Below are 23,564 nucleotides of genomic sequence, written 5' to 3'. Positions count from 1 at the left end.
TACAAGGCTACCGTATTTTTTGATATTTCTTCATTAGTTGCCTTTTCCATTTTGCCTGTTACTCTTTTTCCGCATACATGTTTTTTCACCAGGGGATGTAATGCCAGGTAACCATGCAAAAAGGGAACAACTCAATACAGGGAAGGATCTTACACCATTAGAGAAAGGGCTATATGGCAGTAAAAAAGCGCTTTCCGTAACCATCCGTATTGGCAATGCCATCCGACGAATTCCTTTTATCGCCCACTTTATTCGGGCGGCGCAACGTTTCAATGACCGAATGGGTAGCCAATTTGGTGCTGCCATCACCTATTTTTCGTTTCTATCCTTAATCCCAATTCTGATGCTCTCTTTTGCCGTCGCAGGTTTTGTGCTGGCCTCCAATCCTGACTTACTGGCACGTTTGATCAATGGTATCGCCAATAGTATCAGCGATCCCACTCTCGCCAACACGCTGAAAAACAGCGTAGACACGGCAATCAACCAAAGAACGACTGTAGGATTGACGGGGTTGGCGATCGCTCTTTATTCAGGTATGAACTGGGTCGGAAATTTACGCGAGGCAATACTCGCCCAATCCAGAGATGTTTGGGAACGCAATCATGAAGATAAGGAGAAAATTTACTTCCAGTATATTCGCGACTTTTTCTCCTTATTCGGCCTGCTATTTGCGTTGGTCATCACTCTTTCTCTGACTTCCATAGCAGGCTCTGCCCAAGCCACTATCGTCCACGCTCTGGGACTGGAGGGTATCGAATGGCTCCGGCCTGCATGGACATCAATTGGCATGACTATTTCTATTTCAGCCAATTATTTGTTATTCCTTTGGATATTGTGGATCTTGCCACGTCATCGCCCTGAAAGAACAGCCCTGTTCAAAGGCACCTTAATGGCAGCCATTGGATTTGAAGTCATCAAATCTATTATGACCATGATGCTGCCACGCCTTGCCAGCTCTCCTTCTGGTGCTGCTTTTGGTTCGGTGATTGGCTTAATGGCATTTTTCTACTTCTTTGCCCGCCTGACTCTGTTTTGCGCCGCGTGGATCGCCACCGCGGAAGAGAAGAAAGCCAAATAAACATATATATCAATAAGTAAGAGTGTTTTTGCTGTACCTACTTGTATATAACAAACCCAAAAAGGAGTCATTTTTATGCCATTTGTGAACATCAGAATTACCCGTGAAGGCGCAACCGCTGAGCAGAAAAAACAACTCATTGAAGGTGCAACCCAATTGCTGGTAGATGTACTTGGGAAAAATCCGGCAACGACTTTTGTGATTATTGATGAAGTAGAAACGGATAATTGGGGTATTGGGGGTAAAAACGTGACTGAGTTACGGGTTGCCGCGAAGAAGTGAGTTAAGAGTTTCAGAAAGCATTAACTATTTAAATCGGGGCGGGTTAAACCGCCCCTTAGGACGATAGATAGAATCCATTTTCCGTTTTTTGCATATCAGGCACGACTATCTTATTCCTCTCCCATCAATGGATCGCTGATGCTGTGCTCACCGTTTTCCAGTCTACCCGCCAAGCGGCGGTACCACCCTTTTGGCCCCACCAGTGAAATATCGTACCAGCCACCACTGATGCGGATGTCAAAAGTCTGGCTGTGACAGCTTCCCGCGGGCATTTCAATGTGCCATGGTCCCTGCAATGTATAAGGGCAGCGTCTTATCGTGATCTCCACCGTTGTGTCACTCGGATTGTTCAGTTCTAGTTGCAGGCAGGTATTATTCTCGATTTGGCTCACTTCTGGCTGTCGCTGTGTCAGTGAGCCGCTCAACGCACGGTGAAAGCCGTTGGGTCCTAGCAACCAGAGATCATAGTTATCTGCCGTCTGCCAGTCATCACTAAGCGACTTACCTGCTTCAACAGTATAACGCCGCGGGATATCATCCAGATGCAGTCTGTCGTAAACATGAAATACCACACCCTGTTCGCCTGTGTTGTGAAAGCTCAGTGTCAGCAAACCTTTATCGGGATAAGCCGAGGCTTCAACATTAAGTCGGTAAGGCAACGCGCGGGATGGGCGAATCTGTCGCCATTGATACGGCAATTGTTGCTTTCCAACCTCCGGTAACGGCACCCGTGGTAACTCCTCTTGGCACCGGCGCAGGCTGTCTGCTGCCTGTCGCGTGATGGCCGGCAAACGAGGCACTTCATTGTTGGGATTGACAAAGTTGAACGCTGAAGTGAGATCACCGCACACTGCACGCCGCCAATCGCTGATATTCGGCTCGCGTACACGGAAACGCTTTTCCAAAAACTGTAGGACTGAGGTGTGATCGAATACCTGTGAGTTAACCCAACCTCCACGACTCCAGGGTGACAGTATCAACATAGGCACCCGCGGCCCAGGGCCATAAATAAGCCCATCTGGTGACGGCTGCCCCTGCGAGCCATCTGGGGCTGGGTGTTGGAAGATTTCGGTGTCAAATGGTACTGTGGATTTGCCGGCGAAACTACAGTCTTTCCGTTGCGACGGTGCAGAGGGCGAAGGTATGTGGTCAAAGAAACCATCATTCTCATCGAAATTCACCAGCAGTACCGTTTTGCTCCACACCTGCGGGTCTTCTGTCAGCGCATTGAGGATCTCCTGAATGAACCAGCCACCCTGTACAGGACAGGAAGGTACTGGATGTTCACAATAGGCCTCCGGTGCAACTATCCAGCTTACCTGTGGCAGTTTGCCCTTCTTCACCTCGGCACGGAATCCGGCCAGTATCGTTTCAAAATCGTCACCGCTGGCAGCCGGCAGAGTATTGCCGTTGCCCTTATACAGCGGGATCTTATCGTTCAGTTCATCACTGTAGGGGACAAAATCGTTGAAATCCTGCGGCGGCTGTGCCGGATTACCGGCCTCGACGCTGGCAGCACGGTACTGGCGGAAACCAGCCAGCGGGTTATCACCGAAGTTGTCCGGCAGGTATTGATAAACTTTCCAGCTAATACCGTTCTCCTCCAGTCGCTCTGGGTAGGTTTTCCATGTATATCCTTCCTCTGGAGGACCAGGAGTGTCCCATTCATTGATCACTGCGGCAACGTTAGCGGCACTGGGGCCGTTGGTGCCGCTCCAGAGGAAAAGACGGTTGGGATTGGTTCCTGCATGGATCGAACAATGATATGCGTCACACAAGGTAAAGGCGTTGGCTAAAGCAAACTGGTACGGCAGCTCGCTCTGGCAGTAATAGCCCATTGAGATTGTTGTTTTATAGGTTGGCCAGGCATTCATACGGCCATTGTCCCAAGCGGAGTGTTCATCCCCCCAGGAATGAGGCGTACCACCAGCCCGCTGTGCATTACCGCATCGGCTGTCCAGATAATAAGGCAAGACCAACCGTCCATCTCCCTGTTGCTGCCAGATGTTGCGCCCATCGGGAAGTGGAATGGTGATACGGTCGCTAAAACCACGAACGCCAGGCAAGGTGCCGAAATAATGGTCGAAGGAGCGGTTTTCCTGCATCAGGATCACCACATGCTCCACATCATTAATAGTACCGGTTCGGTTGTTGGCGGGGATGGCTAGCGCTTTGTGAATCGAGGCGGGTAGTGATGGATTGTCTGCCCCGATAGCCGCAGCCCGTAATATTTTTCTGTGTGAAAAGTTAGGCATAAGTTATCTCCTGAGACGTGTCTTGAAAAGAGCCTCAAGGCAAATGCACCAATATGAATGGAGGAATGAACCCCGTTTACCTTCTTATTCCCTATCGCTCACTGTTTTAGGCTCTTTCAGTTTTTCCGGCAGTGGTCCCGGTCTCATAATCTGATTAAAGCTATTTTTAATTTCACTCACATCAACTGGGGTTTCACCTTTTGGTTGCACCAGAATAAAAGAGATTTCTTGCGACAACATCTCTTGCAGTTTTTTATTCAAAAGTTGTGGTGTCAGGGAGGATAAAAATGCCTGTCTTAACCGTTGGAATTGTTCAGGGGCAATATCTATCACATTATTTTGCTGTGACAACAGACGTTGGTTAATCAGAACATCGGTATCGATGCGGGCATACATAGCAAATAGCTGCTGGAGCTGGCTCCGCTTCTGAGCATGGAGTTCATCAAATTGTTCCTGTGGTAATCCATTTTCCCGCAATGATGACAGTTGGGAAGCCAGATAAAGTGTGGAACCCATCAGCTTATCCGTAGGGGAATCCAAATTTAATGAGCAGTTCGCTCTCTGATATAGCACCCGGCAATCCAAACCTAACTGCATCTCATCCTTGTTCTTTAGCCCTAATTGCAGATAACGGTAAAGCGCTTCACGCGTCAGGTCATTTAACCAGTATTGAATCAAGGTTTGAGAATCGTTAATCGGCAACCAGTTCAGATTCCAGGTCAAAGACAAGCGATCCTGTGTGGCCTTATCACTCACTACACCAATCGTTGCTGCTTTCAGTGGCAGTAACGTAGGAACGGGCACTGGTGTCTGCCGTTTTCCCCCCAATGACGCAAATGCCTGATTAATCCGCTCTGACAGTAATCTGTTGTCAACATTCCCTGCGATATACAGCGTCATCGCGTCCGGCGTGTACCATTGATGATAGAAATTCTCGACTTTTTTTACATCTACAGGCACTGATACGGACATCCCCGGATCATGGTCGATAAGCGTCGAACCTTGCAAACGCATACGCCATACTGGATCTTGGATATCAGATGGAAAAGTCGTTACAAGATGCGCATCCCCTTTCATCGCTTGTGCCAATGTTTCTGGTGTAAATACCGCACCACCAGCAATGTCGGATAACCATATCAATGCATCTTGCAATAGTTCGGGGCGATTATTTGGCAGGCTCAGGCTATAAAGGGTGAAATCATAGGAAACAATGGCAGGTGGAAAGAGATTTTTAGTATCCATCGCATTGTGCCATAAATTTTCCAGCTTCTGCGATGATAAATCTTTACTGCTGGATAAGACGATTTTGGGAATCAGGTAGGTATAGCCCCGTTGCTGGTTTTTCTCAGACAATGAACCTGTCTTTACCAATAACCGCAACTGTATTTTGTCGTTAGGCCGCTGTGGTGTTTGCAGGATTTGCCAACTGAATCCATTTTCAAGTTTGCCTTGTTGCCAGGCCGGATCAGGTTGCAAGGTCTCAGCATGTACCAAATAAGTTGTAGCCAGGATCACACCACCAATAAAATACCCGATTTTGTTGCCCAGCATGTTCACTTACCCCTACCTGTTGAATTTTATCCTGCAAAACCTAAGACAATCAGCCATCCCTAAATATTATCATCAAGGATTAGACCATTATTCATCTTGTAAGGTTTCATTTTGATGGCGTTTTCTGCTATTAACCTGACGATTATAGCCTTTTACCAGCATTCCCAGCTCATCATCCTGATGGCTTTTAGGGCAAGACATAGGCCTTGGCGGCTGTTCTTCATTCAGTTCTCGCGCAACATCGCGCAATGGATGGACGATAATGCGATTTACGCACCAGCTTATCGACACCGTAAGAATCAGTGCGAGTAATAAATAAGTGGTCAACATTAATGCCAGTGTATTCAAAGCAAAACGATACACTCGATTGGAATCAACCTGCAAAATAAGGTGCCCCTGTGATTCCGCTGTTTTTGGCGAAACACCATAAACATAGAGAGGAATATTGACCTCAACAGGAATACCAAAAACCTTCTTTGCCAGTTCAGGTATAGGGCGATGAGTTGCAAAATCCAGGCTCATCACCCGAATATTATCAGGTAATAGCACATCGGCTCGCCCCAGAATGCCCGAGGTCTTCAAACCAATCAATAGTGTTTTCGCTTTATTGAGATCTGAACTTAACAATGCTTCTGCTAAAGGTGTCTGGATTTGTACAGCCGCATTATTAAGCTGGCTGATATAGTCATCTTTCCGTTGTTGTAATAAATGAGATAACTGGATGGTGATGAAAATAGCAATGGTAACCAAAGTGACTCCGGTCACTGCGGCCATCTGTTTAATGGTTAACGAACGTTTGACACGCAATTTCATCTTATCCAAACCAATACCAAACTAATAGTGAAAACATTGACCAATACATCTTAACAATGGGGGTGAGTATACTTGATTTTACTTGCGGTCGTCTTATTTTGATGAATAGCGATGCAAGAAAGAAAATGACCGGGATATAACGGCATCACTCGATAAGCGATTGTATAACGTTCATACTAAAATCGACTATAATCGACTCTACAACAACTTCCCAAAAACACCTTAGGCTCAGCGTTCAAAGGGTGTCAAACGTTATACCGCGGTCAGGTACGATTAGATGGATGGGTTTTCATCCTGTTCGACCGCAAAACATGCGATCAGTTGTCCGCCATATTGCTTTAACTTAGGCTGGAATTGGGTACATTGGCTAAATGCGCGACGACAACGAGCAGCAAAAGCACATCCCGAAGGCGGGTTCATCGGGCTTGGCAGCTCTCCCGTCAGCTTAATACGTTCACGGCGCAGTTCAGGATTAAGGCGAGGCGTCGCCGACAATAATGCCTGTGTGTAAGGATGGCGCGGATTGTTGAAAATCATTTCTTTACTGCCTTTTTCAACACAGCGTCCCAAATACATTACTATTACTTCATCAGCAATATGTTCGACGACTGAGAGATCATGGGATATAAAGACGTAAGACAATCCCAGCTCCTGCTGCAAATCCATCATTAAATTCAGAACCTGCGCTCGCACGGAAACATCCAACGCTGAAACGGGTTCATCTGCAATCACCACGTCTGGGTTTAACATTAATCCGCGGGCAATGGCGATACGCTGACGCTGACCACCAGAAAACATGTGTGGATAACGCGCATAATGTTCCGGTTTTAGTCCTACTTTCGCCATCATCTGTAAGACTTTTTCCTTACGTTTGCTCGCAGTAAGTGAAGTATTAATCAGCAATGGTTCTTCCAAAATTTGTCCCACTTTTTTCCGGGGATTTAAGGAAGCATAAGGATTTTGAAATACAATCTGGATTTTCTGGCGACGAAGCTTTTCTGCTTCTTTATTTGGCACCAACAGGTCTTGCCCCAGATAATAAAGCTCCCCATCAGTCGGTTTTTCAATCATGGTCAGCAGGCGACCCAATGTGGATTTTCCACAGCCCGATTCACCAACAACCGCCAGCGTTTTACCTTTTTCCAGTTCAAATGAGACACCATCCAACGCTTTAACCATACGCTCAGGCGAGAATAAGCCTGTTTTCACTGGATAATATTTCTTCAATGCAGTGGCTTTCAGTAAAGGTGCTTCGGCCTTCTCCTGCTCTCTGCTTTGTGGAATGTTCATACTGTTGGCCTCCCCTGATCATCCAGTGGCGTGTGACATTTAACCTGACGCCCTCTCATTGATTTCAATGGCGGCTCCTCCTGACGACAATACTCATTGGCATAGGGGCAACGGGGATTGAGCAGGCACCCCATCGGGCGATCATATTTTCCGGGAACAACGCCAGACAACGATGCCAAACGGGATTTATCCACCGCAAATTCCGGCAATGCCCGCAATAATGCCTGCGTATAAGGATGGCGAGGTGCGCGGAAGATTTCCGTTGCCTTGCCAATTTCCACCACCTGTCCGGCATACATCACAATAATATGATGGGCGGCTTCTGCCACCAGTGCCAAATCGTGGGTGATCAAGAGTAATGCCATGTTTTCCTGCTGCTGTAATTCCAGCAACAATTCGATGATTTGCGCCTGAATGGTGACATCCAGAGCTGTTGTCGGTTCATCGGCAATCAGGAGCTTTGGACGACATGCGATAGCCATCGCGATCATCACACGCTGGCTCATCCCTCCCGATAATTGATGTGGATAAACATCCAGACGAGAGACCGGATCGGGAATACCTACCAAGGTCAATAAGTCGATTGCCCGCTGATGTCGCGTTTTCCGGTTGCCACCCTGATGGACTTTCAAGGCCTCCATAATCTGATAACCGACGGTGTAGCACGGATTCAAACTAGTCATAGGATCTTGGAAAATCATCGCGACTTCTGCTCCCACCAACTGCCGACGTTCTTTTTCTGAAATTTTGGTCAGGTCACGGCCACCGAATTCCAGTTTTTCTGCCATAACTCTGCCCGGATAATCAATCAGCCCCATAATCGCCAATGAACTGACTGATTTACCTGAGCCGGATTCTCCAACGATGCCGACAACCTCTCCCTGCTCAACACAGTAGCTAATACGGTCAACGGCGCGAAATGGGATATCTTCATCCCCGAAATGCACCGACAATTGGTCTACATTCAATAATGCCATTTCTCAATCCCCCCTACTGCTTGAGCTTGGGATCAAGTGCATCACGCAACCCGTCCCCCATCAGGTTAAATGCCAGTACCGTCAACAGGATAGCCAGCCCCGGAAAGGTCACAACCCACCACGCACTCTGGGTAAATTGCAAAACATCGGCCAGCATGGTTCCCCATTCCGGAGTCGGTGGCTGTGCCCCCATTCCCAGAAACCCTAAGGCCGCCATATCAAGAATAGCGTTTGAAAACCCTAATGACGCTTGCACAATTAACGGCGCAAGGCAGTTTGGCAGGATATTGATAAACATCTGACGTACGGCTCCCGCACCGGCTACCTGGGAAGCAGTCACATAATCGCGGTTAACTTCCACCAATACCGCCGCTCTTGTCAGACGGATATAGTGGGGCAAGGCGACAAAAGTCAGTGCCAATGACGCATTGACAATTGATGGGCCAAAGATCGCCACCAGCACCAATGCCAGTAGCAGGCTTGGCAAGGCCAACATAATATCGACGATACGCATGATAATAGTATCTACCATACCGCCGAAATATCCCGCCAATACCCCCAGAATAATCCCCATGATAAGTGACATCACCACGACCAGGCAGCCAACCAATAATGAAAGGCGTGCCCCATACATCAGGCGAGACAGAATATCGCGCCCAACATCATCGGTGCCGAGAATAAATTGCCAGCTTCCACCTTCCTGCCATACCGGAGGCGTCAGTAAGGAATCACGGAACTGTTCTGCCGGACCATGCGGCGCTAATATCCCCGCCAATAATGCAACCAGCAGCATCAGGACAATATAGACAAGGCCAATCACTGCGCCTTTGTTACGCTTAAAGTAGTGCCAAAATTCCTGTAGAGGCGTCATTAATTTCGGTGCACCCGATACTACACCCGATACGACAGGCTCAGTTGCTTGAGTCATCATGTGCTCCTATTTTTTATGACGAATGCGCGGATTGACAATGCCGTACAACAAATCAACCACCAGATTGACCAGAATTATCATGGTCGCTACCAACAATACCCCACCCTGTACTACCGGATAGTCACGACGTTGCAGGGCATCAATCAGCCAACGCCCTAATCCTGGCCATGAGAAAATCGTTTCTGTCAGAATGGCACCGGCCAACATGATACCCACTTGCAGACCAATCACTGTGACCACGGGTAACAAAGCATTACGCAACGCATGAACAATAATGACACGAATGCGGCTCAACCCTTTTGCCCGGGCAGTACGGATATAATCTTCTCCCAGCACTTCTAGCATAGAAGAGCGTGTCATGCGCACGATGACGGCTAACGGGATCGTTCCCAGCACAATGGCAGGCAGGATTATGTGCATAACAGCATCAGTGAAATCGCCCTCCTCACCCCAAATCAGCGTATCAATCAGCATAAATCCTGTCAGGGGATTGCTGTCATCAATAAACACACTATCACCGATTCGGCCAGAAACAGGGGTCAAATTCCAGTGGACTGAGACCAGCATGATCAGCATGATCCCCCACCAGAAAATTGGCATGGAATAGCCGGTCAATGACAAACCAATTGCGGTGTGATCAAAGACAGAACCCCGTTTGACTGCCGCCAATACCCCGACTGGAATACCGACAGCGATGGCAAATAACATGGCACAGATGCCCAGTTCGAAAGTCGCTTTAAAACGCGGAACAAACTCATCCCACACAGGAATGCGACTTTTCAACGAGATCCCCAAATCACCATGCAATACGCCATTGATGTAATGAAAATATTGCTCCCAGAGAGGCTTATCCAACCCCATTTCAGCCAATAATTGGGCATGACGTTCAGCAGAAATACCACGTTCTCCCGCCATAATCAGCACGGGATCACCAGGTATCATGTGCACAAACGCGAAAGTCAGCAGCGTAATACCAATAAACGTCGGGATCACTAACCCTAGACGTCGGAGGATAAATTGCAGCATATCCTGAGTTCCCTTTTTAAATACCTCAGAGAAGCGAAACCATCCCCACAGAAAAATCTGGGAGGATGGTTAATCACAACAGCTCAACAGTAAGAATTATTTGAGATCAACGTTGTAAAAATGATGTTTACCAAAAGGATCAATTACATAACCTTTCACTTCTTTACGGATAGGTTCATAAACCGTGGAATGGGCAATGATTATTGCAGGAACTTGCTCGTGCATGACAACCTGCGCCTGTTTATAAAGCTCTGTACGCTTGTTGGTATCAGCGGTTTCACGTGCTGGCTGGATAATGTCTTCAAATGACTTGTAACACCATTTGGAATAGTTGGAACCCCTTTCTTTGGCAGCGCAGCTAAATAAAGTGCCAAAGAAGTTATCAGGATCGCCATTATCTCCTGTCCATCCAAACAAAACAGTTTGCGGTTCACCATCTTTGGCGCGTTTCAGGTATTCACCCCATTCATAGCTGACAATCTTGGCCTTAACACCAATTTTCGCCCAATCGGCCTGAATCATTTCCGCCATGCGACGGGCATTCGGGTTATACGGACGCTGTACTGGCATCGCCCACAAATCAGTTTCAAAACCACTCGGGAAACCGGCCTCTTTTAGCAATTCCTTCGCTTTGGCGGGATCATAAGAGTAGTCTTTAATGTCATTGTCATAGCTCCACATTGTAGGAGGGATCAGATTTTTCGCTTTCTGCCCTGCGCCCTGATATACAGCCTCAATAATGGCGTCTTTGTTCACCGCCATAGCCAGTGCCTGACGCACTTTCACGCTATCCAATGGCTGCTTGGTGACATTGAAAGAGAGGTAACCCACGTTCAAGCCAGCCTGTTCCAGCAAGACAATGTTTTTATCCTGCTTCATGCGGGAGATATCCGCAGGGTTTGGATACGGCATAACCTGACATTCATTTTTCTGCAATTTTGCATAACGCACAGAAGCATCAGGCGTAATGGAGAAGACTAAGCGATCAATTTTAGCTGGCCCTTCCCAATAATCCTTAAAGGCCTTATAGAGAATTCGAGAGTCTTTTTGGTATTGCACTAGCTGGAATGGACCTGTACCAATGGGATTCAGGTCAACTTTCTCGGGAGTTCCTGCTTTCATCATCACATCAGCATATTCCTTGGACATGAGCGACGCAAAATCCATCGCTAGATTGGCCATAAAAGGTGCTTCAGAGCGTGACAGGACAAAGCGGACGGTATAATCATCGACTTTTTCTATTTTGCTGATGATATTCCCCATATCCATACCAATAAAATATTCGTAGCTGCCACCCGAAACCTGATGGTACGGATGATTTTTATCTTTCTGGCGCATAAAAGTAAAAATCACATCATCAGCATTAAAATCACGGGTAGGTTTGAACTCCTTATTGCTATGCCACTTCACACCTTCGCGTAAATGGAAGGTATAAACTTTACCATCCTCACTCACATCCCATCGTTCAGCAAGGCTAGGAATAATCTCTGTGGTGCCCAGCTTAAAATCCACTAAACGATTATAGATTGGAACTGAACTAGCATCATAAGTTGTACCAGAAGTGAATAACTGTGGGTTAAAGCCTTCAGGAGACCCTTCAGAGCAATAGACCAACGTTTTAGCCTGAATACTGGCTGTGACAGCCAGAGCAACGAGACCGACACCCAGTTTTAACAAACCAGACTGTTTTTTCTTGGAAATTGTCATTACTTAAACCCCGTTTGTGATGTTTAGCTTGTTTTATTATTTTTCGCTTATCAATTAATCAATTGTTATGCCTGACGTCAACATCATCACACACAACACCAGAAACATAAGAAAAACACAAAAGAAAAGAATTATTAACAACAATGGTTAAAAAACATGACATAAAGCACACAGAATAGACAAATCAACTAAATATTAAGCAAGCAGAAAGAATTTATCTCTGGTGATGATAATTTTGAATTTGTGACCACATGCTTAAACAATGAGCATCATGGCTTATGAAGAAGGTGGGAATATATAAGATGAGAATATTTAACTTATTGGAGCATAATATCATGGCTATTCAAGCAAATATGCACGAGACGAAAACACATTTAAGCCAACTGACAGATAAAACTGTTGACGGAGTTCAGCAATGAGAAAGAATATCAGGAGGAGTAGACGATGATGTCAGCATAGATGAAAAATTTTCGAAGCTGACCAGAATATACAGAAAATGTTTACAGGATCTTTATGAAAAGGCGTTTATTGGGTTGTTTGATATAGAAAAACCCCGCTCATAAGAGCGGGGTTTCTGAATGCTGGTCGGCGAGAGAGGATTCGAACCTCCGACCCACTGGTCCCAAACCAGTTGCGCTACCAAGCTGCGCTACTCGCCGAAAACGAAGCGCATCTTACTGCCAGAGCTACAAACCGTCAATACCTTTTTAAGGATAAGCAATCAATTGGCGACAAACCATCCAAAGCGGCCGTTATAGGCGATATTACAGACAAAAAAAAGCCTTACCCTAAAAGGTAAGGCTGTTCGATTAAACTGATTGACACTACCCCAATCAATCAGAAATTACTGGAGCAGTGAAATATCGGCGACACGCAAGAACAGGTCACGCAATTCACTTAACAGCGTCAGACGATTGACCCTGACTTGACTGTCTTCATCCATAACCATCACATTGTCGAAGAACGCATCCACCACTTCACGCAGGGAAGCCAATTCAACCAACGCATCCTGATAGTTACCTTCGGCAAACAAAGGCGCCAGTTTCTCTTTCAACACCACAAGGTGTGTCGCCAGTTGGATCTCTTCTGCTGCTTTCAATACGGAAGCAAGAACAGTGTCATTCAACTGTTCTTCTGATTTCGCCAGAATGTTGGAAACGCGTTTATTGGCCGCTGCCAAAGAAACGGCTGCATCCAGGGTGCGGAAATGCGTAACCGCTTTCATACGGGCATCAAAGTCTGCCGGTTGAGTCGGACGACGTGCCAGTACCGCCTGAATAGTATCAACGCTATAACCCAGTTCTTGATACCAGGCGCGGAAACGGCCGAGCATAAACTCAACCACATCATCCACCGCTTTTTCGTTGGTCAGCTTGTCACCATACAGACGTACCGCTTCTTCTGCCAACGTCTGGAGGTCAAGAGGCAATTTTTTCTCAACGATAATGCGCAGAACACCCAATGCCGCACGGCGCAGAGCAAACGGGTCTTTATCCCCTTTCGGATGCTGACCAATCCCGAAGATCCCCGCCAAAGTATCCATTTTATCGGCAATGGCAACGGCACAGGAAACCCCTGTTGATGGCAATGCATCACCAGAGAAACGTGGCTGATACTGTTCATTCAGTGCCAGTGCCACATCTTCGGCTTCCCCATCATGACGCGCATAATGCATTCCCATTACGCCTTGCGTATCGGTGAATTCAAACACCATATTGGTCATCAGGTCACATTTGGACAATAGACCTGCACGAGTCGCATGATTGACATCTGCACCGATTTTTTCCGCAATCCAGCCAGCCAGAGCCTGAATTCGATCAGTTTTGTCACGCAGTGTTCCCAGTTGTTTCTGGAACAAAACGCTCTCTAAACGAGGCAGGTTGTCTTCCAAACGTTGTTTACGGTCAGTCTTGAAGAAGAATTCTGCATCCGCCAGACGTGGACGAACAACTTTTTCGTTACCTGAAATAATTTGCTGAGGATCAGAAGATTCAATATTGGTGACAAAGATAAAGTTCGCCATCAATTTGCCGGCCTTATCGTAAACCGGAAAATATTTCTGGTCACCTTTCATGGTATAAACCAGCGCTTCAGCAGGAACTTGCAGGAATTTTTCTTCGAATTTCGCCGTTAGTACAACTGGCCATTCCACCAGAGAAGTCACTTCTTCCAACAAACTGTCGCTCAGATCCGCAACCCCGCCAAGCTGCATTGCCGCCTGCTCTGCATCACGCTTGATTATCGCCTTACGAGCTTCGTAATCTGCGATAACCCGACCACGCTCCTGCAAAATAGCGGGATACTGCTGCGCATTCTCAATAGTAAATTCCGCCTCACCCATAAAGCGGTGACCACGAATAATGCGATCCGATTGAATCCCCAGAATTTCGCCTTCAACCACTTCGCTGCCCAGCAGCATAGTGACCGTATGTACCGGACGAACAAACTGGGTCTGTTTATCGCCCCAACGCATCAACTTAGGGATCGGTAACTTACTCAGAGAACTGCTCACCATATCCGCCAGCAGCTCTTTTGCTTCGCGGCCTTTGACCTGGGCACGATAGAGCAACCATTCCCCTTTGTCCGTTACCATGCGTTCAGCCTGATCAACGGTGATACCGCAACCACGCGCCCAACCTTCTGCGGCTTTGGTTGGTTTACCTTCTGCATCAAACGCCTGAGCAATCGCAGGGCCACGCTTTTCAACTTCACGATCAGCCTGTGCTGCCGCCAAATTTGCTACTTTCAGTGCCAAACGGCGAGGAGCCGCAAACCAACTAACTTCACCATGACCCAGATTGGCGTTATTCAGTTCGGCCTCAAAATTGGCCGCAAAGGATTCAGCCAATGAACGCAACGCCTTTGGCGGTAGCTCTTCTGTGCCGATTTCCACAAGGAAAGTCTGTTGAATCATGATGGCCTCTTATTTCTTGTTACACATAGGGAAGCCAAGCGCCTCGCGGGAGGCATAATAAGCTTCAGCAACCGATTTAGTCAGGGTACGGATGCGCAGGATATAGCGCTGACGTTCTGTCACAGAAATCGCTTTGCGGGCATCCAGCAAATTGAAGGTATGACCCGCTTTTAAAATGCGCTCATAAGCGGGCAATGGCAGCGGAGTTTCCAGCGCCAGTAATTCCTGAGCCTCTTTCTCATATTGCTCAAAGCAGGTAAACAGGAAATCCACATCGGCGTGCTCGAAGTTGTAAGTAGACTGCTCAACCTCATTCTGGTGGTAAATATCACCATAGGTGGTTTTACCCAGCGGGCCATCGCTCCATACCAGATCGTAAACGCTATCCACGCCTTGAATATACATCGCAAGACGTTCCAACCCGTAAGTAATCTCACCAGTCACTGGCTTACATTCAAGTCCACCAACTTGCTGGAAGTAAGTAAACTGGGTGACTTCCATACCGTTCAGCCAAACCTCCCAACCCAGTCCCCAGGCGCCCAAGGTTGGGTTTTCCCAGTTATCTTCAACAAAGCGGATATCGTGAACAGTCGGATCGAGTCCTAACGCTTTCAAAGAGCCAAGATAGAGTTCCTGAATGTTATCTGGAGATGGCTTGATGATAACCTGAAATTGATAGTAATGCTGGAGGCGGTTTGGGTTTTCGCCATAACGACCGTCAGTTGGACGACGCGAAGGTTGCACATAAGCTGCGGCAATAGGCTCTGGCCCCAAAGCACGCAGACAGGTAATAGGATGAGAGGTTCCTGCACCGACTTCCATATCCAATGGTTGGACAATGGTACAGCCTTGATGCGCCCAATAATCCTGTAATGTCAGGATGAGCCCCTGAAAGGTTTTGGTATCAAACTTTTGCATGTTGAACCCGCACGCGATACATATGAATTTAAACGAAAGAGGCCAGTATACCCTCTGGATGTAAGATATACAGCACTGATCACTCTCAATTTTGCCGCGATATAAAAAAATCTTATTCAAGTTTCTTTACTTGTATATTTACACAGCTAATATTGGTGTGATTATCAACCATTATCTGGGGTAAGTACGGTTCATGAGCAAGGAAATCACTCGCTGCGGTTGGGTAACATCTGACCCTGATTATCTGGCCTATCACGATAACGAATGGGGGATACCTCTGAGGGATAGCCAGCAACTTTTCGAACTGATTTGTCTGGAAGGACAACAAGCCGGTTTATCATGGTTCACCATACTGAAAAAACGGGAAGGGTATAGAAAATGTTTCCATCAGTTTGATCCGGCCAAAATCGCCAAAATGGATGAAACTGACGTTGAGCGACTCATGAAAGAACCTGCCATCGTGCGTAATCGAGCCAAAATCAATGCGATTATCCATAATGCCCACGCTTACCTAAAAATGGCTGAACAAGGTGAAGACTTTAGCGCTTTTATCTGGCGTTTCGTCGATGACTCCCCACAAGTTAATCACTGGCGAAATTTATCAGAAGTTCCTGCTAAAACAACCAATTCCGATGAGCTTGCAAAGGCACTAAAAAAGCGAGGATTTAAATTTATTGGTAGCACCACTTGCTATGCTTTTATGCAGGCAGCAGGTTTGGTCAATGATCACCTCATAAATTGTTTATGTAGAAAATAAATTACTGTGGTGAAAAATTAACATTAGCACGTAAAAATAAACAAAAATAACACTTTTACCCCATTGCACCCTATTAATGAGCAGGGTATGGTGTTTTATTCTCATACAAAAAAACAGACGCTAACGCCACTATGAAATTTTCGCAATTCGGAAACAAATTTACACAAGATTCGGGAATTACCCGTCTGATGAATGATCTCAACCAAGGTCTGAGAACACCTGGTGCAATTATGTTAGGTGGTGGAAATCCTGCACATATCCCGGAAATGGATGAATATTTCCAGCAGATATTGACTGACATGGCGTTAGACGGTCAATTAAGTGAAACACTATGTAACTATGACGGCCCACAAGGGAAAAACACCTTGATAACGGCGCTGGCCCAAGAGCTAAGAGAAAAGCTCGGCTGGGACATCCAACCACAAAACATTGCCCTGACTAATGGCAGCCAAAGCGCCTTTTTTTATCTGTTTAACTTGCTGGCCGGTCGTACTGAAGACGGCTCAATAAAGCGCGTTTTATTTCCTCTTGCTCCAGAATATATTGGCTATTCGGATTCAGGTTTAGATGAAGGATTATTTGTCGCTAATAAACCGAATATTGAATTATTGCCCAACGGCCAATTTAAATATCACGTTGATTTCGATCACCTGAATATTACCGAAGACATTAACCTGATTTGTGTCTCTCGTCCGACCAACCCAACAGGCAACGTGATCACCGACGAAGAATTACTGCGCTTGGACAGTCTGGCTCAACAGCACCAGATCCCCCTACTGATAGATAATGCCTACGGTGTGCCATTTCCCGGTATTATCTTCAGTGACGCTACCCCGCTGTGGAATCACAATATTATTCTGTGCATGAGTCTGTCCAAACTGGGACTGCCAGGTTCCCGCTGCGGTATCATTATCGCTAATGAAAAAATCATCAGTGCTATCAGTAACATGAATGGCATTATTAGTCTGGCTCCTGGGGGGGCTGGGCCAGCTATCGCACTGGAAATGATTAAGCGCAACGACCTATTCCGTCTGTCACAAAATGTTATTCAACCGTTTTACAAGCAGCGGGTAGATAACGTGATTACAATCATTCGGCGCCATATATCGGAAGATCGCTGCCTTATCCATAAACCGGAAGGCGCCATATTTCTCTGGCTCTGGTTCAAGGACTTACCAATCACGACGGAAGAGCTTTATCAGCGGTTAAAGAAACGCAAGGTGCTGATGGTGCCGGGACATTTCTTCTTTCCGGGGCTGGAACATGATTGGCCACATGCCCATCAATGTATGCGAATGAACTATGTTCCTGATATTGAAAAAATAGAAGAAGGCGTTCGTATTCTGTCTGAAGAGATTGAGATAGCGCATCAGGAAGCAGGATGCTGATCTTGCCAATAAAATAAAAAAAAGCTCCCTCATTTTAGGGGGAGGGAGCAAAATGATAACGAGGACTTTTACCTGCGAACAGGACAGTAGTTATTAGAATCCAAAAAGAATTCTTCACACACAATAGGAAAGGAAAACACTCCTTGTTTTTATACCTTTCCCTGAACTGCGTATATTTAACCAGAAATATTTTATTCTAATGAATTGAATAAGCAGGGATTTTATACTTTAAATTGCCCCTACTATCTCAAATTGAGACCAGATCAAGACAATTAGGTAACATTCTGTGATCTAAAGCACATTTAATGAATCAAACAATTATATTTTACAACATAAATTATAACGCCAAGAAAATAATAACCAAAATTTGAGGAGACATGATCCTCAAAAACATCGCCAATGGATAGACTGTCACATATGACAATGCCGCTGCCCCGCTGGTACTATGAATCCCATTAGCAAAAGCCAGAGCAGGGAGATCCGTCATAGCACCTGCCAGCATTCCACATAACTCGCTTCCTTTACCAAAGGTTAATCATCCGGAAAATTAGTCATTTTCCCTTACTCCCCATAAATGATGGCGTTTCCATCAATTAAATATTGGCATGCATCAACCGTAAGTGATGTGTTTTAAACCACATCGCTTTAAACCAAGCATATTTTTATATAACCAGTTTGATACAGAGAAAATTTTTATTTTTTGATAGAAAGCAAAAGATGAATATTCAAAAATAAATATCGGTTAATTCAATCAATATAATCCTTGATGATTGATGATAATTATCAATGAATTTAGTGAAATAATTATTTCATCTATTTCCTTCAACTATATGATCTTTCTTATCAAAAAAGGAACTTAAAAATAAATCTAAATTCAACTCAAAAAAATTATCAAATTTAGTGATAATTGATATAGAAAACTGAATATTACCTGACTATAGTAAATAGTACTCAAGGATAAACCGCATTAAAGGCTTATACCTGTCATGCTTTTGGAAAAGTGGCGTTAATAGCGAATAAGTATCTGAACATTGGCAAATTAACTCATTGAGATCACGGAAATGATGAAAAATTGTAAAATGCTTCTATTACTATGTACCACATTAGGATGGTTACTTGTTACAGGCTGTTCCAGCATAATGACCCACAGCGGTCCCTACCACGGTTACTATGCCGGAGCAAAAGCCAATATTGGCATGCTGCAAGATGACAGAACGGGATGGCTTATGAAGCCATTGCTTGCGATAGACCTGCCATTTTCTGCTTTCCTGGACACGCTTCTGCTTCCCTACGATTATATTCGTTCCGATCAAGATAATTCAGAACAATCTCCTAAGCATCGTATAGAGCGACTCAATAAAAACTCAGTTATCATATTGCCTACACCAAAAACTGTAGACCACGAGACGTAGTTGTTAAAATTGAAACATAGTGAGATATATCAGCATATTATCGGGCATCACCCACCATTAACCAGCGATGCCCATTTTGCTATATCTTTTGTTTCAATTAATCCCTGTTTCCACTACAAATATCTGTCGGTAACCGTCAATATCACGCATAAAAGCGACATAACGATCATCTGGTGATATTACTATCGCATCAGCGGAAGGTGCATTATCAGTGCGTTCTGTTAAACGCTGAATTTTTCCAGTCTGGCTATCACAGAGTACAACGCTATTGTCACAAACACAGGCAATAAACCGCCCGTGACTATCCCAGCTAAATGCAGATTGTATGCTGTTTTTGCTGTAAGTTATCTGCATTGGCTCACCTCCATTTGGTGAGATATACCATAGCTGGACAATTCCCTTTTCATCTTTCATCAGAAAACAAATTTTACTGCCATCCGGTGATGTTCTTAGCCAATGACGTGGAACATTCATCACTCCTGGCCAGCGATTATCGTGCGTAAAAGTCAAACGTTTCTGTTTCACTCCAGCAGGTGGAGCTGGTAATGTTGTTTCTGTACCAGCCAGAGGTTGGTCGCTTGCTATAGCATAATCGTCGTCGTTTTCAGGTAAATCAGCGAGATAAATTTCCGGTATTTTTTCGCCATTGATGGTATATGTGTCCCCAATAAAAGCCAGCGCCCAACGTTGCCATTGGCCATTATCTTTACGATATCCTCGCTGCCCAATCCATCCTTCTTCATAAGCTCGATTTATGTCATCACTTCCGGGACGCGGGTAAGCCGTAGTTTCGCTAACTACAACCGAAAAATAACTCCCCCCATATTCCCTTGGATGTTTTTTGGCTGGCATCACAGCTCGCAAAGGGATGGCCACTGCCACATTGCGTAAATCAAACACAGGATCTAATTCATGCATCACATGATCATTGTAGGTAAAGCTTAGACGACTGCCATCAGGGCTGAAAACGTGAACGTGTGTTCCACCGCGCAAAGCGCCAGCAGTATAAGGTGGAGTAATATCCATTGCATCAATATTAATTGCCACATTTGGCTGCACATCGGAAACAATGACACCACGGCGATGATGAAAATCATATTGCCACTGCGCATCGGGTTTTTCCGGACCATGAATAAAGGCATAATGAATTGGCTCTTGTGGGCTCACAGTCACAACACCGACATGCGCGCCATCCTTTGCCTGATAGATAATTTCATTTTTCCCATGATTAACATGAATTTTTTCTATCGTTAAACCTGTAAAAGATGCACCATGTGGACGAACATCGTATACCAACCATTGGCTGTCTGGTGTCCAAACATTTATATTAGTTATCTGATGGCTACGACTATCGAATGTAATTTGACGTTCCTTAAAAACCATTTTGCTGCCTTATTTTGCGAGGTTTCGGATAATAAAAACTAATTTTATTCAAATTTGGCTAAAAAATTTCAGTCGAGACGTTATTATTTCAACAGTACCCTTTACTTCTACGTTATATTTCATGTAATTAAATTTATGCTACTTAGTGTCCTTTATATTATTGGTATTACGGCAGAGGCCATGACAGGCGCTTTAGCCGCAGGTCGCCGAAAAATGGATGTATTCGGCGTTATCATTATTGCTTCCGTGACAGCCATCGGTGGTGGCACCGTCCGTGATATTATTTTGGGGCACTATCCCCTCGGCTGGGTAAAAAACCCAGAATATATAGTGACCGTTGCCTGTGCTGCCGTACTCACTATCTGGGTTGCTCCCATGATGAAACACCTACGCCGTCTGTTTCTCATTCTTGATGCAATTGGCTTAATTGTCTTCTCCATCATTGGCGCACAAATCGCGTTGGATATGCACTACAGCCCGATTATTGCCGCCATTGCAGCCGTCATCACTGGCGTTTTTGGTGGCGTATTGCGCGATATGTTTTGCAATACCATTCCTCTGGTATTCCAAAAAGAGATTTATGCCGGTGTCTCTTTTGCAGCCGCCTGGCTTTATATTGCTTTACTACATACACCATTACCCCCGGATATCGTCATCTTGATTACGCTTGTTGCGGGACTGGCTGCACGATTGATTGCTATTCGTTATCGTCTTGGATTACCTATCTTCAATTACGATGGCACAGACCACTGATACCGCTGTTAACCTCTGGGGCAACCATTTGCCCCTATTTCTTTGCTCCTATTCACTGAATATCTCTTGTTTATTCTCAATACCCCGTAAAGACAAAATACCGATTACCGTCTTAATCTCAGGATGCTGTAAAAAGGCCAGGATTTTTTCTCTTTGTTTTATTGTTAACGCTTGTTCCGCTTTTACGTCGGATAATATTGTTTCCCACTGCCATTCCAGTTTACCTGCTTGTTTATCCGTAAGGTGCTTGGCATAAGGCAGGCCAATGGCCTCGCGCCATAGCGAAAGGGGTTGTAATTTTGCCTGCTGAAATTGGGCGAAGATCGATTCTGCACGTTGAGTTCCTATATTGGTCACGGTCTCAAGCTTTTCCTTATCCAAATCCAACCAATCCGTTAAATTTGCCACCAGCCCATGTTTTACCAAAACTGACCACGTTCCTTGCCCAATGCCTTTCATTTTCAATTTTTCCCCAAGCCATGTCAGGCGAGCAATAAACTGTTGCCGGCAATGTTCACCATTGCTCTTATTTCCATAATCGAATGTCAGGCAACTGAGGAAATGATAATCCTGTCCATTAGGTGGCTGAACATCAGGGCGTTCCGCCATACGCCACACCACCTTATCGAGTTTGGGTATACCATGCCCCGCCAGCGCCACTGTAATCTTATCGCCAGGATAGACATCCCACTGCTTCCAACGTTTGATCGAACCGATATTGACTCTACTCACCAGTCGATCATCTACCTTTACTTTCTCCAGATCTAATACAACGGATATTCTCCCTGTCCGGCCTATTGTGAAATTAACACCTTTTACGGTTGTTATTTGCTGCCGCAGTGGATATTTCCATGCAATCGCCCAACTGTTTGATCCGACACGCCATTGCCGACCTGTTGGCTCAATCGCCTGCCGTAAGACAACTCCATCCGTAGCAAAAGGCAAGGGCTGGACAAAATAATCTTTCCATCTTTTTTCGGCATCTTCTGCTGTGGCAATAAGGTGGCTATATTGTTGTGTGATGGGAAAACCCATTGCAGCCAATTTTTCCAGTTTCACTGCCATTTCATTTGGCCCATCCGGCCAGCCCCAAATAAAAATACCCACTTGTTTCAGCTCTGGTGCTGGAATTTTACGTATCATTAAGCCCGCCACTTTACTGCGCGCCCCCTGACTCCCCGAAACAAACTGCCGATGCTGTTCCTGCTGCCAGAAAAGCTCACCTTGTAATACCAAATGTTCAGGAGCATTTTTAATCCGCTGAGGAATACTGGGAATAAACGCACTTTTCTCTATCCAGTCTATTCCCTCAATACCATCACCACGGCTGATTAGCTGCACTAATTGACCTTTTTCATACACCAAAGTCACCGCAACACCATCAATTTTAGGTTGCAGCCACACCCTTGTGCGACCCTGCAACCACTGGCGAATTTCTTGTATTCCTTTCAACTTATGCAAGCCTGTATGCTGGACAGGATGAAGCTGTTTTCCTGCCTGTTGTACGGGGATCACAGAAGTGTCGGGAGCAGGGCTAGCAGAGGTCAAAGCGCTGTCTGATCCGTGAGTTAAGCAACTTTGCCAAATTCTCAAGGTTTCCAATAATTGATCGTAAATTTCATCATCTATTTCACTCATCCCCTGCTGACGATAAAGATGATCCCATTTAACCACCTGCTGTGTGAGTTGATTAATTTCATGCTGAAATTTTTCTTGTGACCAGTCAGGACACTGAATCTTGTTTGCAAATGCCATTGGCGTACCAGATAGCAATATCCACACGGTTATTAAAAAACTGATGAGAAAATTAAGCATCCTTGCTCCTTGGTTTCCTTAAAATGGCTTCCTAAAAATTGATTCGCAACATACGGACAAAGAATAAAAAGCAGGAAAATTTTTACCAAGTGGCAAAAAAGAAGTTTGCGGAATGTTTCGAAAAATAAATGTGCAATTTCTGCAAACGACTACTTTTGCTGAAAATATCTCGCAAAAAATCTCATTAATGCCCGTTTGTTAAGAAAAAATTTTGGTGAAATACCGGTTGGCATGTATTGTAGCGCTGCATGGATTAACGTATCCGTGTATACTATGTGGGATCTTATATTCCTGCGCTTGCATTTATTTATACC

The 23,564-nt window shown here is 45.3% G+C and carries 18 protein-coding genes, 1 tRNA gene and 1 pseudogene; 6 read left to right on the top strand and 14 right to left on the bottom strand.

The annotated features are described in order from the left end of the window. Positions 1-100 precede the first annotated feature (100 nt). Complete coding sequence (gene yhjD / locus Xish_RS08990; RefSeq protein ID WP_099117579.1) at positions 101-1,078, top strand: inner membrane protein YhjD; 978 nt, start codon at positions 101-103, stop codon at positions 1,076-1,078. Positions 1,079-1,153: 75 nt separating this feature from the next. Next, positions 1,154-1,360, top strand: a complete 207-nt coding sequence (locus Xish_RS08985; protein WP_099117578.1) for a 2-hydroxymuconate tautomerase family protein — start codon at positions 1,154-1,156, stop codon at positions 1,358-1,360. Between the two features lie 110 nt (positions 1,361-1,470). Here the strand turns inward: Xish_RS08985 and Xish_RS08980 are convergent, their stop codons facing one another. From Xish_RS08980 to glyQ, 11 genes are all read right to left on the bottom strand, one after another. Further along, a complete protein-coding gene (locus Xish_RS08980; protein ID WP_099117577.1) occupies positions 1,471-3,615 on the bottom strand; it encodes a phosphocholine-specific phospholipase C in 2,145 nt (714 codons plus the stop codon). Positions 3,616-3,699: 84 nt separating this feature from the next. Then, positions 3,700-5,166 (bottom strand): insulinase family protein, encoded by a 1,467-nt coding sequence (locus Xish_RS08975; protein WP_099117576.1) that lies wholly within the window; start codon positions 5,164-5,166, stop codon positions 3,700-3,702. Between the two features lie 87 nt (positions 5,167-5,253). Continuing rightward, complete coding sequence (locus Xish_RS08970) at positions 5,254-5,979, bottom strand: HAMP domain-containing protein (protein WP_099117575.1); 726 nt, start codon at positions 5,977-5,979, stop codon at positions 5,254-5,256. Between the two features lie 273 nt (positions 5,980-6,252). Further along, positions 6,253-7,269, bottom strand: a complete 1,017-nt coding sequence (gene dppF, locus Xish_RS08965) for a dipeptide ABC transporter ATP-binding subunit DppF (RefSeq protein ID WP_099117574.1) — start codon at positions 7,267-7,269, stop codon at positions 6,253-6,255. After that, a complete protein-coding gene (gene dppD, locus Xish_RS08960) occupies positions 7,266-8,246 on the bottom strand; it encodes a dipeptide ABC transporter ATP-binding protein (RefSeq protein WP_099117573.1) in 981 nt (326 codons plus the stop codon). The genes dppF and dppD overlap by 4 nt, the downstream gene beginning before the upstream one ends. 13 nt (positions 8,247-8,259) lie before the next feature. After that, positions 8,260-9,174 (bottom strand): dipeptide ABC transporter permease DppC, encoded by a 915-nt coding sequence (dppC, locus tag Xish_RS08955; protein ID WP_099117572.1) that lies wholly within the window; start codon positions 9,172-9,174, stop codon positions 8,260-8,262. 9 nt (positions 9,175-9,183) lie between these two features. After that, positions 9,184-10,203 (bottom strand): dipeptide ABC transporter permease DppB, encoded by a 1,020-nt coding sequence (gene dppB, locus Xish_RS08950; RefSeq protein WP_099117571.1) that lies wholly within the window; start codon positions 10,201-10,203, stop codon positions 9,184-9,186. A 96-nt stretch (positions 10,204-10,299) separates the two neighbouring features. Beyond that, a complete protein-coding gene (dppA, locus tag Xish_RS08945; RefSeq protein WP_099117570.1) occupies positions 10,300-11,910 on the bottom strand; it encodes a dipeptide ABC transporter periplasmic-binding protein DppA in 1,611 nt (536 codons plus the stop codon). A 582-nt stretch (positions 11,911-12,492) separates the two neighbouring features. After that, a tRNA-Pro gene (locus tag Xish_RS08935) sits at positions 12,493-12,569 on the bottom strand. Positions 12,570-12,754: 185 nt separating this feature from the next. Next, positions 12,755-14,824, bottom strand: coding sequence for a glycine--tRNA ligase subunit beta (glyS, locus tag Xish_RS08930; protein ID WP_099117569.1), 2,070 nt, complete (start codon positions 14,822-14,824; stop codon positions 12,755-12,757). Between the two features lie 9 nt (positions 14,825-14,833). Beyond that, positions 14,834-15,742 (bottom strand): glycine--tRNA ligase subunit alpha, encoded by a 909-nt coding sequence (glyQ, locus tag Xish_RS08925; protein ID WP_099117568.1) that lies wholly within the window; start codon positions 15,740-15,742, stop codon positions 14,834-14,836. A 205-nt stretch (positions 15,743-15,947) separates the two neighbouring features. Here glyQ and Xish_RS08920 point away from each other — a divergent pair, with 205 nt between their 5' ends. Both Xish_RS08920 and Xish_RS08915 read left to right on the top strand, forming a co-directional pair. Next, positions 15,948-16,499, top strand: a complete 552-nt coding sequence (locus Xish_RS08920) for a DNA-3-methyladenine glycosylase I (RefSeq protein WP_208614847.1) — start codon at positions 15,948-15,950, stop codon at positions 16,497-16,499. A gap of 131 nt (positions 16,500-16,630) precedes the next feature. Beyond that, entirely contained in the window at positions 16,631-17,887 is a 1,257-nt protein-coding gene (locus Xish_RS08915; RefSeq protein ID WP_099117566.1) for a valine--pyruvate transaminase, read from the top strand. Positions 17,888-18,224: 337 nt separating this feature from the next. Here the strand turns inward: Xish_RS08915 and Xish_RS08910 are convergent. Further along, positions 18,225-18,398: pseudogene (locus Xish_RS08910) on the bottom strand (aspartate-alanine antiporter-like transporter); the annotation flags it as partial. A 553-nt stretch (positions 18,399-18,951) separates the two neighbouring features. Here Xish_RS08910 and Xish_RS08905 point away from each other — a divergent pair. Further along, on the top strand, positions 18,952-19,299 hold the full coding sequence (locus Xish_RS08905) for a YceK/YidQ family lipoprotein (RefSeq protein WP_099117565.1): 348 nt from the start codon (positions 18,952-18,954) through the stop codon (positions 19,297-19,299). Positions 19,300-19,392: 93 nt separating this feature from the next. Here the strand turns inward: Xish_RS08905 and Xish_RS08900 are convergent, their stop codons facing one another. Next, complete coding sequence (locus Xish_RS08900) at positions 19,393-20,682, bottom strand: YidR family protein (RefSeq protein WP_099117564.1); 1,290 nt, start codon at positions 20,680-20,682, stop codon at positions 19,393-19,395. A 135-nt stretch (positions 20,683-20,817) separates the two neighbouring features. Between Xish_RS08900 and Xish_RS08895 the strand changes: the two genes are divergently transcribed. Beyond that, positions 20,818-21,435: a trimeric intracellular cation channel family protein gene (locus tag Xish_RS08895; RefSeq protein WP_074020083.1), complete on the top strand. Its 618-nt coding sequence runs from the start codon at positions 20,818-20,820 to the stop codon at positions 21,433-21,435. A gap of 48 nt (positions 21,436-21,483) precedes the next feature. Here Xish_RS08895 and ligB read toward each other — a convergent pair whose 3' ends face one another. Further along, positions 21,484-23,250 (bottom strand): NAD-dependent DNA ligase LigB, encoded by a 1,767-nt coding sequence (ligB, locus tag Xish_RS08890; protein WP_099117563.1) that lies wholly within the window; start codon positions 23,248-23,250, stop codon positions 21,484-21,486. Between the last annotated feature and the right edge of the window lie 314 nt (positions 23,251-23,564).

This window comes from Xenorhabdus ishibashii, assembly GCF_002632755.1.
Lineage (GTDB): Bacteria > Pseudomonadota > Gammaproteobacteria > Enterobacterales > Enterobacteriaceae > Xenorhabdus > Xenorhabdus ishibashii.
Note: the sequence above shows the minus strand (reverse complement) of the source record. Positions and strands in the feature narration are given on the sequence as shown.

What these genes read in the sequence shown, in the direction of transcription:
- yhjD (WP_099117579.1), top strand. Translation starts at nt 101, where the DNA reads ATGCCAGGTAACCATGCAAAAAGGGAACAACTCAATACAGGGAAGGAT.
- Xish_RS08985 (WP_099117578.1), top strand. Translation starts at nt 1,154, where the DNA reads ATGCCATTTGTGAACATCAGAATTACCCGTGAAGGCGCAACCGCTGAG.
- Xish_RS08980 (WP_099117577.1), bottom strand. Translation starts at nt 3,615, where the DNA reads ATGCCTAACTTTTCACACAGAAAAATATTACGGGCTGCGGCTATCGGG.
- Xish_RS08975 (WP_099117576.1), bottom strand. Translation starts at nt 5,166, where the DNA reads ATGCTGGGCAACAAAATCGGGTATTTTATTGGTGGTGTGATCCTGGCT.
- Xish_RS08970 (WP_099117575.1), bottom strand. Translation starts at nt 5,979, where the DNA reads ATGAAATTGCGTGTCAAACGTTCGTTAACCATTAAACAGATGGCCGCA.
- dppF (WP_099117574.1), bottom strand. Translation starts at nt 7,269, where the DNA reads ATGAACATTCCACAAAGCAGAGAGCAGGAGAAGGCCGAAGCACCTTTA.
- dppD (WP_099117573.1), bottom strand. Translation starts at nt 8,246, where the DNA reads ATGGCATTATTGAATGTAGACCAATTGTCGGTGCATTTCGGGGATGAA.
- dppC (WP_099117572.1), bottom strand. Translation starts at nt 9,174, where the DNA reads ATGACTCAAGCAACTGAGCCTGTCGTATCGGGTGTAGTATCGGGTGCA.
- dppB (WP_099117571.1), bottom strand. Translation starts at nt 10,203, where the DNA reads ATGCTGCAATTTATCCTCCGACGTCTAGGGTTAGTGATCCCGACGTTT.
- dppA (WP_099117570.1), bottom strand. Translation starts at nt 11,910, where the DNA reads ATGACAATTTCCAAGAAAAAACAGTCTGGTTTGTTAAAACTGGGTGTC.
- glyS (WP_099117569.1), bottom strand. Translation starts at nt 14,824, where the DNA reads ATGATTCAACAGACTTTCCTTGTGGAAATCGGCACAGAAGAGCTACCG.
- glyQ (WP_099117568.1), bottom strand. Translation starts at nt 15,742, where the DNA reads ATGCAAAAGTTTGATACCAAAACCTTTCAGGGGCTCATCCTGACATTA.
- Xish_RS08915 (WP_099117566.1), top strand. Translation starts at nt 16,631, where the DNA reads ATGAAATTTTCGCAATTCGGAAACAAATTTACACAAGATTCGGGAATT.
- Xish_RS08905 (WP_099117565.1), top strand. Translation starts at nt 18,952, where the DNA reads ATGAAAAATTGTAAAATGCTTCTATTACTATGTACCACATTAGGATGG.
- Xish_RS08900 (WP_099117564.1), bottom strand. Translation starts at nt 20,682, where the DNA reads ATGGTTTTTAAGGAACGTCAAATTACATTCGATAGTCGTAGCCATCAG.
- Xish_RS08895 (WP_074020083.1), top strand. Translation starts at nt 20,818, where the DNA reads ATGCTACTTAGTGTCCTTTATATTATTGGTATTACGGCAGAGGCCATG.
- ligB (WP_099117563.1), bottom strand. Translation starts at nt 23,250, where the DNA reads ATGCTTAATTTTCTCATCAGTTTTTTAATAACCGTGTGGATATTGCTA.